Below are 13,888 nucleotides of genomic sequence, written 5' to 3'. Positions count from 1 at the left end.
GAAATCACTCTGCCGGTTCAGGCTCATCAATCTGAGCGACACGCGCGCCTGATTTGTTCGACGTCACAACCCCCAGCGATTTCAGCTTGCGATGCAAGGCGCTGCGCTCCATGCCGACAAAACTGGCGGTGCGGCTGATATTGCCCCCGAAACGGTTGATCTGGGTCAGCAGATATTCCCGCTCGAACGCCTCGCGTGCTTCGCGCAGCGGCAGGGTCGCCAATGCCCCAGACAGGACAACGCGACCGGATTCATCGGATTTCTCTTCCTCACTCGGCAGCTCGCGCGCCTCGATCGGCCCGGTGCCATCGCCAAGGATCAGCACACGCTCGATCAGGTTTTTAAGCTGACGTACATTGCCCGGCCAAGTCATCGTTTGCAGCAGGGCGACCGCCTCGTCCGACAATTCGCGGGCAGGCAAACCCTGAGTTTCGTTGCACATTTCGATGAAATGCTGGGCCAGAACCGGAATATCCTCGCGCCGTTCTTCCAGCGACGGGACAGCAATCGGCACCACATTCAGGCGATGATAAAGCTCTTCGCGGAACCGTTCAGCTGCGATTTCATCTTCCAGATCGCGGTTGGTCGATGAAATGACCCGCAGATCGACGCGCACCTTGTCACTGCCGCCCACACGCTGGAACTGCTGATCCACCAGCACTCGCAGGATTTTGGACTGGGTGCCCAGGGGCATATCGGCCACCTCATCGAAATAGATCACCCCGCCATGCGCCTCTTCCAGCAGACCGGATTCGATCCCCCGTTCCGAGGATTCGCGACCGAACAGAACCTCTTCAACCCGCTCAGGCTCAATCCCCGCACAATTGACGGTGACGAAAGGCGCGTTGGCACGGTTCGAATGAGCGTGGATGTAGCGCGCAGCGATTTCCTTGCCTGACCCGGCCGGGCCGCTCAACATCACGCGCCCGTTCGATTTGGTCACCTTGTCCAATTGACCCTGCATCGCCCGGAACGAAGCCGACTTGCCGATCATGTCGGAGCAGCTCACCTCTTTCCGCTTCAGCGAGGCATTCTCGCGGCGCAGGCGCGAGGTTTCCATCGCGCGACGGATCACCACCATCAACTGGTCAATGTTGAAGGGCTTCTCGATAAAATCGTAAGCACCCTGCTTGATGGCCGCCACGGCGATCTCAATGTTACCGTGGCCCGAAATGATCACCACCGGTACATCCGGATTGTCGCGTTTCACCGCTTTCAGGATATCGATCCCATCCATGCGGCTGTCCTTTAGCCAGATATCCAGGATCAACAGCCCCGGAGGCTCGGCATTGATCGACGACATACACTCATCCGAGTTCGCCGCCAGTCGGGTGGAATAGCCTTCGTCCTCTAGAATATCGGACACCAATTCGCGAATATCGCGTTCGTCATCTACGATCAGAATGTCGCTCATCTTTGGCCTGCTTTCAGTTTGTTTGTTTTAATCGCCTGTTTGTCCGACGCGATTGACGGGCCGCCTGAGGCCCCAGGGAGACGAATGACAGCCATCGCGCCGAAATGGTCCTGTCCGTCAAAGGTGGGCGCGTCTTCTAATGTCAGCGCTCCGCCATGTTCTTCGATGATTTTCTTCACGATAGGCAAGCCGAGGCCAGTGCCCTCATCACGAGTTGTCACATAAGGTTCAAACAACCGCGCACGATCCTCGGGCAGCCCGATACCATTATCGGCAATGGTGATCTGCATTCCCGCATCGTCGCTGGACACAGCCACCTTGATCTGCGGTTTCAGATTGTCGGGCGCGCCTTTTTTCTTCAACGTTTCAATGGCCTCGCCCGCATTCTTGATCAGGTTAGTCAGGGCTTGGCTCAACATCGTTGCGTCAACATCCGCCAGAACAGGCTGTTCAGGCAGGTCTGCATCAATCTGCACATCCGGCTGTCCGGCCTGTTGCAGCAGCACCGCCTCGCGCACCAGTGTGACGATGTTTTCCTCATGCCGCTCCGGCTCGGGCATCCGCGCGAATTTTGAGAACTCGTCCACGATCCGCCGCAGATCATTGGTCTGTCGCACGATCACGTCAGTCATCGACTCAAGGCTGTCGCAATCTTCTTCATCCAGCTTGCGCGAGAACTTGCGTTTGATCCGCTCCGCGCTCAGCTGGATCGGAGTCAAAGGATTCTTGATCTCATGCGCAATACGACGCGCCACGTCGCCCCACGCCGCCATACGCTGCGCGCTGACCAGATCGGTCACGTCATCAAAGGCCACCACATAGCCTTCCAACCCGCCATCCTCGCCCCGCCGCGTGGCCATGCGCACCAGCAGGTTTTCCAACTGACCCTTACGGGTCACCTTGACCTCTCCCTGCACCGCCTCTTGACCGCTGGATTTCAGCTCTTCGAACAGCGGCAGGAATTCAGGCACGGCAATGCCGATGGCCAGATGCTGTTCACCGCTGGTCCAGTCCAGCAGGCGCTCGCCCGAGCGGTTCACGAAGGTCACGCATCCATCGGGATCAACGCCCACCACGCCCGAGGTCACCGAACTCAGAACCGAGTCGAACAGCCGGCGGCGACGTTCGATGTGGCGTGTGTTCTCCAACAGGGTATCGCGCTGCCCTTTCAACTGGCGGGTCATCTGGTTGAAATAGCGGCCCAGCATGGCGATCTCGTCATCGCTGGCCTCTTCATAGACCTGAACGCTCAAATCCCCGGCACCGACACGTTGCGCTGCAGTTGTCAGGCGCCCAACCGGGCGCGACAGACGTTCGGCAAACCACATGCCCAGAGACATCGCAGCCAGAATGAGGATCACCGCAAAACCGAGATACAGAAGGCCAAACTCAAACAGCACCCTGCCCCGTTCACTTTCCAGCTGACTGTAGAACTGTGCCGTTTCCTTGGTTTCATCCAACAGGGTCAACAGGTCGCCATCAACCTCGCGACTGACATAGAGATAGCGATCCAGATAAGCCTGCAACGGCACCAGAGCCCTAAATTCGCTGTTATCCCAATCGGCTATGATCGCTACGCCCTGATCGTTCGACTCGATCATCTCTTCAGGCGTGGGGGCCTCATAATCAAAAAGATAAGAGCGATCGCCACGCGACCGGATCTCGCTGCTGCCATCGATCACATAAGCCTCGCGCAGCCCGCGCTGAATCTGCGACTGCCCCTGGGCCAGAACTTCTCGCAATTCCGCATCCGAGATGTAGTAATCCAACGTCCGCGCGTTATCCAGAAAGCGCGCCAGCGCCATCGCGTCCTGCGTCAGGCCCTGACGATGCTCCTGCTCGTATGCCTCCGCCGCACTCAGCGATGAACCAACAACCTGCCGCACGCGGTCCGAGAACCAGCCTTCGAGGCCGATATTGACGGTCAGACCGGCGAAGATTGCCACAGTTACCGTGGGCACAAGGGCAAGCAGCGTGAACGCGCCGATCAGGCGCAGGTGAAGCCGAGAGCCGGCTGACTTGGCCCGCCGTGCTGCGATCAGACTGAACAACTGTCCCAGAACAAGCGCGGCCACGACCAGCACATAGACCAGATCGGCAAGAAGAATCAGCCGCAGCGTCGGGGCCGCAGCGCCAAGATCGAAGGGTCCAATGACCAGATACGTCGCAAGCGCCAGCACCGGGCCCAGCATCACGAGCCCCAAGGTGCTGAAATTGCGCATCCTCCGGGACTTGCGCCACCGGTTGATCGATAGGATCGGCCCGTTCTGTGCCCGGGTTGCCACCGTCTGCCCTCTTACTGATGTGCCGCATTCGCGGCTTACCGCCATATGTCGTGGTCGTTCCCGGGTGCGAACCCGAATGCCACGGTTTGTGTGGCGATATTACATCAGTTTGCGACGGCGTGTCACCTGAATATCGAGGTCGGAGATCTTTTTACGCAGCGTATTCCGGTTAATCCCTAGAAGATCAGCACATTTTGCCTGATTTCCACCGGTCGCATCCAGCGCGATTTCGATCAGGGGTGCCTCAACCTCGCGCAGAATGCGCTGATACAGGCCCGGCGGTGGCAGGATGTTTCCGTGCAAATCGAAATAGCGGCGCAGATGACGGCCCACCGATGACGACAATTTCTCACGCTCACCATCGCCCAGAACCGGTTCGGCCTCGGGCTGGCTTCCCAGCACCATCTCAACCTCGGTGCGCGAGATTTCATCCGCGCGGCTGGTCAGGCTGAGACGACGGATCGCATTTTCCAGCTGACGCACATTACCGGGCCATGAATACCGGCGCACCAGTTCCACGGCCTCGGGGCTCAGGCGACGCTGGGTGCCGCTTTCACGCTCTTCCCGCTGAAGAAAATGGTCGGTCAGCAAGGTGATGTCGTCAACCCGTTCGCGCAGGGCCGGAACATGAATCGTCGCACCGCACAGGCGATAATACAGGTCCTGCCGCACCCGACCGCTTTCCATCGCGTCGGTCAGGTCCGATTGGCTGGTGGCCATGAAACGGGGAACATGATCCCCCGGGGTGTCCATCATGCGCACGATGCGCGCCTGAATCTCATCGTCTATGTCGGCAATCTCATCAATCAGCAGCGTCCCGCCCCGCACCCGCGCCATGACCCGCGCGGGGCCTTCCAGATCGCTCAGATCAGCCGCCGTCGCGGTTACGAAAGGCAGCGTGCGCCGGTCAGAGAAATCGTGAATCGCGCGCGCGATCAGCGACTTACCGGTGCCACTTTCGCCCGAGATCATCACGGACAGGTCGGTGTTCATCACCCGCGCCACCAGACGATACAGCGCCTGCATCAGCGGGGTTCGTCCGACCAGCGGCAACTCGTCCGGGCGCTCTTCGCTGGTCAGGGCGGGCTCGGACTGACTGCGTTGCTTTTGATCCAGCGCCCGCGCCGTGCGCTTCATCAGATCGGGCAGATCGAAGGGCTTGGGCAGATAGTCATAGGCATCCGCCTCGGCCGCCTGAATGGCCGTCATGATGGTGTTCTGGGCCGAGATCACGATGACCGGCAAGCCGGGGCGGTCCTGCGCGATCTTCGGCAGCATCTCCAGCCCGTTTCCGTCCGGCATCACCACGTCCGAGATGACAACGTCGCCCTTGCCTTCAGCCACCCAGCGCATCAACGTGGTCAGCGAGGACGTCGCGTGCACCTTGCACCCGGCCCGCGTCAGGGCCTGTGTCAGAACCGTGCGGATCGTGCGGTCGTCATCGGCGACCAGAACTGTGCCATCCATCAGATGCTCTCCTTTTCATAGGCGTCCGGCGGTGCGCGCCGCAGGGATAGGCGGAATACGGTGCGTCCGGGCACGGATTCCGCCGAAATCCAGCCGTCATGGTCGGATATGATCTTGCTGACCAGCGCCAGCCCCAGCCCGGTGCCATTCTCCTTGCCCGACACGAAGGGATCGAAGATATCGCTCCGGATGTTTTCCGGCAGCCCCGGCCCGTCGTCGATGATCTCAATCTGCAAGGGCAGCGAGTGTCCCGACCCGTCACTGCGCCGAAGACGGAACGAGTGTTCGAAATATGTGCGCAACCGAATTGTGCCATTACCATCAGCGGCTTCCGAGGCGTTCCTGAGCAAATTCAGCACCACTTGCAGGAACTGATCCGGATCTCCGTAGGCCAATGGCAGCGAGGGGTCATAATCCTCGACAATCGTCATATGCGCGCCGAAGCCCAGCAGCGCCGACCGCCGCGCGCGGTCCAGAACGTCGTGGATATTAACCGGTTTGAAATCGGGCTGCGACAGGTTTCCGAACTGCTCCACCTGCTCCAGCAGCTTCACGATGCGGCGGCTTTCTTCGACGATAAGGTCAGTTAGTTCAAGGTCTTGCTGAGAGATATTCATGCTGAGCAGCTGCGCCGCGCCGGTGATGCCTGCCAAGGGGTTCTTGATCTCATGCGCCAGCATTTCGGCCATGCCGATGGCCGATTGCGCCGCCGATTTCACCGTATTGCCCCGTGTCATCCGCCCCGCCAGCTCTCGTGGCGAGATGATCATGATCATCGAACCAGGATGTCCCATAAGCGGCGCGATCTGCAGCGCACATTGCAGCGGTGCGCGATTACCCGAGCCCACATCCACATCGTTGACGAACAAGGGGGTCCCCTGCTGACGAGCCCGCAAGAACGCCTCTTCCAACGGCGCATCGACTGCCAGTTGATCCCATACGGGGTGTCCGATCACCGCCTTGCGCGAGGCGTTCAGAAACCCCTCGCCCGAGGAATTGACGTCGGATATCCGATCCTCGGCATCAATGATGAAGGCCGGAACCGGCAGCGAGGTCCAGATGCTCTGATCCGAGGTCATGCCGCTTCCTCCGCTGGGCCGTTCAGTGCTTCCCCCAACAGCCGCAGCACCTCATCCGTATCGCGTGAGGTCAGGATAGCACGCCGCAGCATGGCAGGCGTTCCGGCTTCATCCATGTACCAGCCCAAATGCTTGCGCGCGACGCGCAGGCCCAGATCGGTGCCATAGAATCCAAGCATTGCCTGATAATGACTGCGCACCATCTCGATCAGATCAGCGCCCGTCGGAATGGTCGGCGCAGCAGGGCCATAGAGATCATGACAGATTTGCGACAGCAGCCATGGCTTGCCCTGCGCACCCCGACCGACCATCACGCCATCCGCACCAGACTGCTCCAGCGCGGTTTGCGCGGCTTCCGTATCAACAATATCCCCATTTGCGATGACCGGAATCGAGACTGCCTCTTTCACTGCCCGGATCGCCCGCCAATCGGCGCGCCCCTTGTAGAACTGGCAGCGTGTGCGTCCGTGGATCGTAACCATTCGGATGCCCGCGTCCTGCGCCCGCCGCGCCATATCCGGGGCGTTCAGCAAGCTGTCATCCCAGCCCAGACGCGTTTTCAGCGTCACCGGTACATCCACCGCCTCCACCACGGCCTCAATCAGCGTCAGGGCGTGGTCCGGAGTTTTCAGCAAGGCCGAACCGGAATAGCCGTTGGTGACTTTCTTGGCAGGGCATCCCATGTTGATATCGATCACCCGCGCGCCCCGGTCGGCGACCTGCCGGGCAGCCTCGGCCATCCAATGCGCCTCGCGTCCGGCCAGTTGCACGGCGGTATTTTCCACATCCGCCGACAGCTCGGCCCGTTCGCGGACACCCGGCTTGGCCTGTACCATCTCCTGGCTGGCAACCATTTCACTGACCACCATACCTGCACCAAAGCGCATCACGAGATCGCGGAACGGGCGGTCGGTGATTCCGGCCATCGGCGCCAGCAGCACCGGAGGGGTCAGATCCTTTTCAGCAAGACGCAGGGTCAATGTGCCTAATCCTTGAGCAGTTGCGCATTTGATATCGAAATCGCAGCATATGAACAACAAAACGGCGGCATTCAAGCCCGCAAAATCATCACTTGCTTAATTTTTAGGCAAACAGATGCGGGTGATTGCCTCTGCATTCACCGCCCCCTAAACAATGCCTCAATCAGGAGAACCCGCAGATGACCACAGCCGCCATCATCGTCGCCGCCGGGCGCGGCCAACGCGCCGGAGGTGGAGTGCCCAAGCAGTGGCGCGCCCTGGGCGGGCAGCGCGTGGCCGATTGGACCATAGATCGCTTTATGGGCCTGGTTGATCACATTGTTTTGGTGCTCGCCGAAGAGGACACAGCGGCTTGGCAAGAATTCAGCACCACCGGTTTGATTCTCGCTCAGGGCGGTGCAGACCGGGCAGGATCGGTCCGCAACGGCCTGCAGGCGTTGGGATCGTATGGCATTGAAAAGGTTCTGATTCACGACGTGGCCCGCCCTTGCGTCAGCGCTCGGGTGATCGGGGAAGTTCTCGCTGCGCTCGATACACATCCCGCGGCGGCGCCCGGTCTGGCCGTCACCGATGCGCTCTGGACCGGGGATGGATCGGTGGTGACAGGTACGCAGGATCGTTCCGGCCTCTTCGCTGCGCAGACTCCGCAAGGGTTTCTTTACAACGCGATCACCGCAGCGCACGCGACTCATCCCGGAGGCGCGGCAGATGACGTCGAGGTCGCGCGTGCTGCCGGGATTGATGTCGCGATCATTCCCGGCGACGCGGACAATCTGAAAATCACCCGGCCCGAGGATTTTGCTCGGGCTGAACGCATAATGGGTAACGATATGGATGTAAGGCTGGGCAACGGCTATGATGTGCACCGCTTTGGTGAAGGAGATCACGTGATCCTCTGCGGCGTGAAAGTGCCGCATGATCGCGGGCTGCAGGGACATTCGGATGCGGATGTCGGCATGCACGCGGTGACCGACGCGATCTATGGCGCGCTGGCGCAAGGTGATATCGGGCAGCACTTCCCGCCCACAGACCCGCAATGGAAAGGCGCGGCCAGCGAGATATTCCTGCGTCACGCCGTCGAACTGGCCGGGCAGATGGGGTATGCGATTTCGAATGTCGACTGCACGCTGGTCTGTGAACACCCCAAGATCGGGCCGCATGCTGAGGCCATGCGTACCGAGATGGCGCGGATCATGGGCTTGCAGGCGGATCAGGTCTCGGTCAAGGCGACAACTTCGGAGAGATTGGGCTTTACCGGACGCGGCGAAGGCATCGCCTCGCTCGCCACTGCCTGTCTGGTGAAGTCATGACTGCGGCGCGTCTGATCGGAACCGTCTGCGGCGTCGGCTATCTGCGCCCTGCCCCCGGCACCTGGGGATCGCTGGCCGCGCTGCCTCTGGCTTGGGTGCTACATACGCTCGGCGGCTTTCCTCTGCTGGTTATCGGGACCTTTGCTGCCTTCTTCGGCGGCCTCTGGGCTACGCGTGTCATGACTGCCGGGCAAGAGGACCACGACCCGTCCGAAATCGTCATCGACGAGGTTGCTGGCCAGTTCATTGCAATCTGGGCCATTTCCTACCCGTCCTGGGCGCATGGGATCGAAATCACCGCGCTCTGGCCCGGCTGGATCGCCGGTTTCCTGCTGTTCCGCTTGTTCGACATCACCAAACCCGGCCCCGTTGGCTGGGCCGATCGGCGCGGAGATCCGATGGGCGTGATGCTGGACGATGTGATTGCCGGGGTCTTTGCCGCAATCGGCGTCATCATCCTCGCTGGAATTTCACACGGGGTCTTGGGTCTATGACCGTGACCGACCTGCTGGACCGCGCCAAAGCGCAAGGCGTGATGATCGCAACAGCCGAAAGCTGCACTGGCGGCATGGTCGCCGCTGCGCTGACCGACGTCCCCGGCAGCTCTGCTGTGGTCGAGCGTGGTTTCGTCACCTACACCAATACCGCCAAGCAAGAGATGCTGGGCGTACGTGCCGATACGCTTAGGGCGCACGGCGCGGTCTCGGAAGAGGTCGCGCGCGAAATGGCCGAAGGCGCGTTGCACCACTCGCAGGCTCAACTGGCGGTCTCGATCACCGGTATCGCCGGTCCCGGCGGGTCCGAGCATAAGCCAGAAGGCCGCGTTTGCTTTGGTCTCGCCACGGACGGCCAACCCACCCGGACTGAAACAATCGAATTCGGCGCGCTGGGGCGGGATAATGTGCGCAAAGCCGCGCGTGATCATGCGTTGCAGATGCTGCTACGCGGCCTTTCACAACTCGCCTAATTTTAATGCGCATGCGCCATATGGGCGCAAATTTCATCACCAGTTGAGAAAAAGCCGCCTAAACAGGCGGCTTTTTGCACCTCTGCCTCTTTTTTCCCCAACTCAGGTCGGCTTCAACCCGCCGCACACCACTCACAAGGCATCGGTTGGGGTGTGTTTGCCCAATCGACGCCCCCACAGGGAAAGGAGAGCGGCCCATGAACGGAGCCGATACAGCGTGGATCATTGTGGCAACAGCACTGGTCCTGTTCATGACATTGCCGGGCCTTGCCCTGTTCTACGGCGGGCTCGTGCGTGCCCGAAATGTCCTCAGCGTCTTCATGCATTGCTTTTCGATTGCCTGTTTGATGAGCATTCTGTGGCTGGTCGCGGGGTATTCCATTGCCTTCGGCCCGGGTGAGAGCGGCCTTTGGGGTGGTCTGGGCAAAGCGTTTCTAAACGGCGTGGACGCCGACAGCCTCGCAGGCACCCTGCCCGAGGTCCTGTTCTTCGCCTTCCAGATGACCTTCGCGATCATCACCCCTGCCCTGATCGTCGGCGCCTATGTCGAGCGTGTGGGCTTTGGCTTCGTCCTGACATTCTCAGCCCTCTGGATGCTGCTCTGCTATGCACCCGTCGTCCATTGGATTTGGGGCGGTGGAATGCTGGCGGATGGAGGCATTCTGGGTGAGATCGGCGTACGTGACTTCGCGGGTGGCATCGTCGTCCACGAAACCGCCGGTCTGGCGGCATTGATCATCGCCGTCATACTCGGCCCGCGCCGCAATCGCACCACGCCTCCGCACAACCCCGGCTATGTGATGGTGGGTGCCGCAATGCTGTGGGTGGGCTGGTTCGGCTTCAACGGTGGCTCGCAACTGGCCGCTGACGGAGGCGCCGCGATGGCCATGACCGTCACCCACCTGTCGGCTGCAACCGCATCGCTGACCTGGGCGCTGTGGGAACGCATCCGTTTTGGCAAAGCCTCTATGGTCGGCCTTGTGACTGGCACCATCGCCGGTCTGGCCTCGATCACTCCGGCCTCGGGCTTTGTGGGGCCAGTGCAGGCGCTGATCATCGGTGCCGTTGCAGGTATCCTGTGCCAGGAGGCGGTCAATTTGATCCGCAACAAGCTGAACATCGACGACACATTGGATGTTTTCGCCGTTCACGGTGTCGGAGGCATCTTCGGCACATTGATGATCGCCCTGTTCGGTTTGGGCACATGGACCGCACAACTGGGTGGGTTGGTGATTGTGGGTGTCTTTACGGCAATTGTCACGATTGTGTTGGTAAAGGTGGTTGCACTCATCACCCCGCTTCGCGTAGACGCCGAGACCGAAACAAACGGGCTCGATCTCTCGGTACATGGGGAACGCGCCTACGACATGAGCAGCTAAGCCCACCTTGGCTGCTATGCGCCCGCAAAGGGCCAAAGCGGACCTCTTGACGAGGTCCGCTTTTCTACAGCCAGTCGTGGTTCATAACATCTATCAACTCTTCCCAAGGCTCCACCAGCGTTCAGCGCTGAAACTGGCGATAGACACACAACCGCTTATCAAACTCTTCACGCAGATCATGTTACGGAGCTCGAGTTCGAGCGAGCAAGAATATCCCATCCAGAACTAGGTAGTTGTATTTGCCTCTGCGCAGCAAGCTAAGAAAAAACGATCAGAGAACGCCTATTCTCCATCCGATGTCAGGTGTCATATCAAGCCGCACCCCAATACCGATAACGGCAAGTTTCATACTGTACACCGTATCTGTTTTCCATATACCAACGCGGCCCTCGGAGTGATCGATGTCCGAACATCCACCGACTTCTCAGATGTTTCTAAGTCAGCTTTACCCGCCGCTATGTACCATTCGATTTATAGCGTCTTGAAAAGGTGCCCATTTTGCGATTTCCTTCGCAGCAACGGCGTGACCAATTGCACTCCAATGTGTATCACCCCAAAACCACGGGTTTTCACCGGTTTCCACCTGTTCTTGCAATGCTGACGTAAGGTCGAGGAAGGGCACTCCACTTGCGCTCGACCATGCCTGAATGTCCTCACGCAGCGGAGACAGATGACTTTCTACATTTGCCAACTTACTGTCTTCTGGGAAGGTACAATATGGCGAAAGCACCCGAAGCTTTGACGGAATGTAAACAACTAGATATTCGCCACCTTCTTCCTCGATACGCGCAGCGAATTCGTCCATTGACTTTGTTATGATGGCGGCTTGGTCCTCGTATCCATCTATGACCCAAGACGTCAATCGAAACGTATAGACATCTCCATCAATATGACAGATATCCAGCCCACTCAGCCCGCGCTGCCGATCGGTTAATGTCGTAAGTGCGCCCCACGCCATTCTGGTCAGATACGGATAGTGCGGATCGTGTACAGCACGAGAGTCTTCGACAATACCGTCAGTTCCTCTCGCTTCATAAAAATAGGAATCCCACAGATCATTACCGCCGAATATAAACTGAACAACAACTTTATCCTTGGCCGGAATGCCAGAATTCCAGAAAACACCTTGACCCGCTTGCGGCGACAATCCCAAAAGCGCCGCCTGAGCGACCTGTAAGCCAGTTTCATTAGACAAAACCGAATCCATTGTATCCTTTTGCTGTATCAATGGGCCTTGGATGAAACTGTCCCCAACCAGCACTACAGCAGCGTTTCTTGAATCCGATGCGTTCCTGAAACCAACCGGGTCGGTCTTGAAATCAAAGACAATTGGTTCGCTTGGGAGTCCCCAAGCCAAGGCTGTGTCTTGTCCAGAAGTGATTTCACGATCAACATCCGGCACACGAGTATACCCCAGTTCATAAAGATCTGTTCCCGGGCTTTTGATCAGCGATTGCCAACTGAACAACCCGGTCTGTCCAAGCAGTTCTAAAAATGCAAAAGAAAGCCCGCAAACCAACACAGTTCCTAAAAATGTAAACTGTTGTTCTCTCCGGCCGAGCACCAATAGTAACAAATAAACTGCAACAAGAAGCATTCCAAAGAAGAATGCGACGTGACGGAACCTCCAAAGTCCAAAAAGTCGTCTGCTATCAGGTGTTGTTGGCGTTGAATCTGCCGACAATAATGCAAAGGCAACCGCAGCAGCTACTATTGTAATGGCCACGGCCAGAATGCGCCAATCTCTTCTTCTTTGCAAAGTTACCTCCAATACTGGTTACTATTCAATTACACGTGACGCCCTACACATGATCCAATGGGAATACTTGGCATCAACTCGGCTGTTATTGCAGAATGCTATAATAAGGATGCTTATCGTCTGCTTGCTGTCAAGCTTACGCGTCTCAGCATGCGCTGGGGATCGGATAGAGCGCCCCTTCGTATCAATCGTTGGCTCTTCGGCAGGATTGGATCGAAATTTCAATTCAATTGGCCTGAAACCAGTTGAACTAAACCACAATTGCCCCAGTCGAGAATCTCTTGGGGTCCGCTTTTCTTTTCGGCGTTCGCCTCTCGACTCCGGACCGGCGGTCGGGCTATCAGCCTGCGACACCCTTCCAGCCCAGAGGTTTGCGCTATGATCCCCAGTTCCTTCCCCGACAGCACCGAAATCGCCCGCCTGACCGCACGGATGCTGCTGGAGATCAAGGCCGTGCACTTCAACTCGCGCGAGCCCTTCACGCTGGCCTCGGGCCTGCCCAGCCCGACCTATATCGATTGTCGCAAACTGATCTCATACCCACGCATCCGCTCGACCCTGATGGACTTTCTGACCATCACCGTGATGCGCGACGCAGGCTTCGAGGCGTTTGACAACATCGCTGGCGGCGAGACTGCAGGCATCCCGTTCGCGGCCATGGTTGCCGAGCGGATGGCCCTGCCGATGACCTATGTGCGCAAGAAGCCCAAAGGCTATGGCCGCAACGCCCGCATCGAAGGCGAGATGAGCGAAGGTGAACGCGTTCTGCTGGTCGAGGATCTGACAACCGATGGTGGCTCGAAACTATCCTTCGTGGATGCGATCCGCGAAACGGGTGCGACCTGCGGGCATACGGCCGTGATTTTCTACTACGGTATTTTCCCCGAGACCGAGAAGACGCTGGGTGACCACGGCGTGAAGCTGCACTCCTTATGCACCTGGTGGGATGTTCTGGCCGAGGCCAAGGCGCAAAAGGCCTTTGACGAAGAGACCCTTAGCGGTGTCGAAGCCTTCCTGAGCGACCCGCGCGGGTGGCAGGAAGCCAACAAAAGTTGACGTTGCGACAACTGTTTTCAAACTGGAAACAGCGGTCGCGCGACAGGCACCAATCGCACAATATGTTGACGCTCGACCCCATATTGCTTCAATATGCAGGGGTCGGGAGATATTCACAACCTATCCCCAAAAACATACAATTTGCCCCGACTCGCAGGTCTAAGCTATGGACCTTGTCCCATGGGGACGATG

Annotated in this window: 11 protein-coding genes; 5 read left to right on the top strand and 6 right to left on the bottom strand. The window is 58.6% G+C overall.

Annotated features, from left to right (window positions below):
- Positions 1-4: 4 nt before the first annotated feature.
- The 5 genes from ntrX to dusB form a co-directional block, all read right to left on the bottom strand.
- Entirely contained in the window at positions 5-1,414 is a 1,410-nt protein-coding gene (gene ntrX / locus ACR0NF_RS03285; protein ID WP_480469646.1) for a nitrogen assimilation response regulator NtrX, read from the bottom strand.
- Complete coding sequence (locus tag ACR0NF_RS03280; protein WP_480667137.1) at positions 1,411-3,636, bottom strand: sensor histidine kinase NtrY-like; 2,226 nt, start codon at positions 3,634-3,636, stop codon at positions 1,411-1,413. The genes ntrX and ACR0NF_RS03280 overlap by 4 nt, the downstream gene beginning before the upstream one ends.
- A gap of 162 nt (positions 3,637-3,798) precedes the next feature.
- Positions 3,799-5,166, bottom strand: a complete 1,368-nt coding sequence (locus ACR0NF_RS03275; protein ID WP_480777767.1) for a response regulator — start codon at positions 5,164-5,166, stop codon at positions 3,799-3,801.
- Positions 5,166-6,245 carry a two-component system sensor histidine kinase NtrB gene (locus ACR0NF_RS03270; protein WP_480777766.1) on the bottom strand — a complete coding sequence of 360 codons (1,080 nt, stop codon included), beginning with the start codon at positions 6,243-6,245 and terminating at the stop codon, positions 5,166-5,168. The genes ACR0NF_RS03275 and ACR0NF_RS03270 overlap by 1 nt, the downstream gene beginning before the upstream one ends.
- Positions 6,242-7,225, bottom strand: a complete 984-nt coding sequence (gene dusB, locus ACR0NF_RS03265) for a tRNA dihydrouridine synthase DusB (protein WP_480777765.1) — start codon at positions 7,223-7,225, stop codon at positions 6,242-6,244. Before dusB ends, ACR0NF_RS03270 begins: the two co-directional genes overlap by 4 nt.
- Positions 7,226-7,404: 179 nt before the next feature.
- Between dusB and ACR0NF_RS03260 the strand changes: the two genes are divergently transcribed.
- From ACR0NF_RS03260 to ACR0NF_RS03245, 4 genes are all read left to right on the top strand, one after another.
- Positions 7,405-8,535 (top strand): bifunctional 2-C-methyl-D-erythritol 4-phosphate cytidylyltransferase/2-C-methyl-D-erythritol 2,4-cyclodiphosphate synthase, encoded by a 1,131-nt coding sequence (locus ACR0NF_RS03260; protein ID WP_480469642.1) that lies wholly within the window; start codon positions 7,405-7,407, stop codon positions 8,533-8,535.
- Positions 8,532-9,029, top strand: a complete 498-nt coding sequence (locus ACR0NF_RS03255) for a phosphatidylglycerophosphatase A family protein (RefSeq protein WP_480469641.1) — start codon at positions 8,532-8,534, stop codon at positions 9,027-9,029. Before ACR0NF_RS03260 ends, ACR0NF_RS03255 begins: the two co-directional genes overlap by 4 nt.
- Positions 9,026-9,502 carry a CinA family protein gene (locus ACR0NF_RS03250; RefSeq protein ID WP_480777764.1) on the top strand — a complete coding sequence of 159 codons (477 nt, stop codon included), beginning with the start codon at positions 9,026-9,028 and terminating at the stop codon, positions 9,500-9,502. The genes ACR0NF_RS03255 and ACR0NF_RS03250 overlap by 4 nt, the downstream gene beginning before the upstream one ends.
- Positions 9,503-9,699: 197 nt before the next feature.
- Entirely contained in the window at positions 9,700-10,881 is a 1,182-nt protein-coding gene (locus ACR0NF_RS03245) for an ammonium transporter (RefSeq protein ID WP_480469639.1), read from the top strand.
- Between the two features lie 445 nt (positions 10,882-11,326).
- On the opposite strand, the gene ACR0NF_RS03240 is transcribed toward ACR0NF_RS03245, so the two are convergent.
- The gene (locus tag ACR0NF_RS03240; protein ID WP_480777763.1) at positions 11,327-12,607 is read right to left on the bottom strand and encodes an alginate O-acetyltransferase AlgX-related protein; all 1,281 of its coding nucleotides are present in this window, start codon (positions 12,605-12,607) and stop codon (positions 11,327-11,329) included.
- 411 nt (positions 12,608-13,018) lie between these two features.
- Here ACR0NF_RS03240 and ACR0NF_RS03235 point away from each other — a divergent pair, with 411 nt between their 5' ends.
- Positions 13,019-13,696, top strand: a complete 678-nt coding sequence (locus ACR0NF_RS03235; RefSeq protein WP_480657469.1) for an orotate phosphoribosyltransferase — start codon at positions 13,019-13,021, stop codon at positions 13,694-13,696.
- Positions 13,697-13,888: the final 192 nt, after the last annotated feature.

The organism is Ruegeria sp. CF4 (genome assembly GCF_056537345.1).
The sequence above is the reverse complement of the archived record's forward strand: the minus strand, read 5'-3'. Positions and strand labels throughout refer to the sequence as shown.

Bases quoted from the DNA above. Each gene is read 5' to 3' on its own strand.
- ACR0NF_RS03280 (WP_480667137.1), bottom strand. From the start codon at position 3,636: ATGCGCAATTTCAGCACCTTGGGGCTCGTGATGCTGGGCCCGGTGCTG.
- ntrX (WP_480469646.1), bottom strand. From the start codon at position 1,414: ATGAGCGACATTCTGATCGTAGATGACGAACGCGATATTCGCGAATTG.
- ACR0NF_RS03250 (WP_480777764.1), top strand. From the start codon at position 9,026: ATGACCGTGACCGACCTGCTGGACCGCGCCAAAGCGCAAGGCGTGATG.
- ACR0NF_RS03245 (WP_480469639.1), top strand. From the start codon at position 9,700: ATGAACGGAGCCGATACAGCGTGGATCATTGTGGCAACAGCACTGGTC.
- ACR0NF_RS03275 (WP_480777767.1), bottom strand. From the start codon at position 5,166: ATGGATGGCACAGTTCTGGTCGCCGATGACGACCGCACGATCCGCACG.
- ACR0NF_RS03235 (WP_480657469.1), top strand. From the start codon at position 13,019: ATGATCCCCAGTTCCTTCCCCGACAGCACCGAAATCGCCCGCCTGACC.
- ACR0NF_RS03270 (WP_480777766.1), bottom strand. From the start codon at position 6,245: ATGACCTCGGATCAGAGCATCTGGACCTCGCTGCCGGTTCCGGCCTTC.
- ACR0NF_RS03260 (WP_480469642.1), top strand. From the start codon at position 7,405: ATGACCACAGCCGCCATCATCGTCGCCGCCGGGCGCGGCCAACGCGCC.
- ACR0NF_RS03255 (WP_480469641.1), top strand. From the start codon at position 8,532: ATGACTGCGGCGCGTCTGATCGGAACCGTCTGCGGCGTCGGCTATCTG.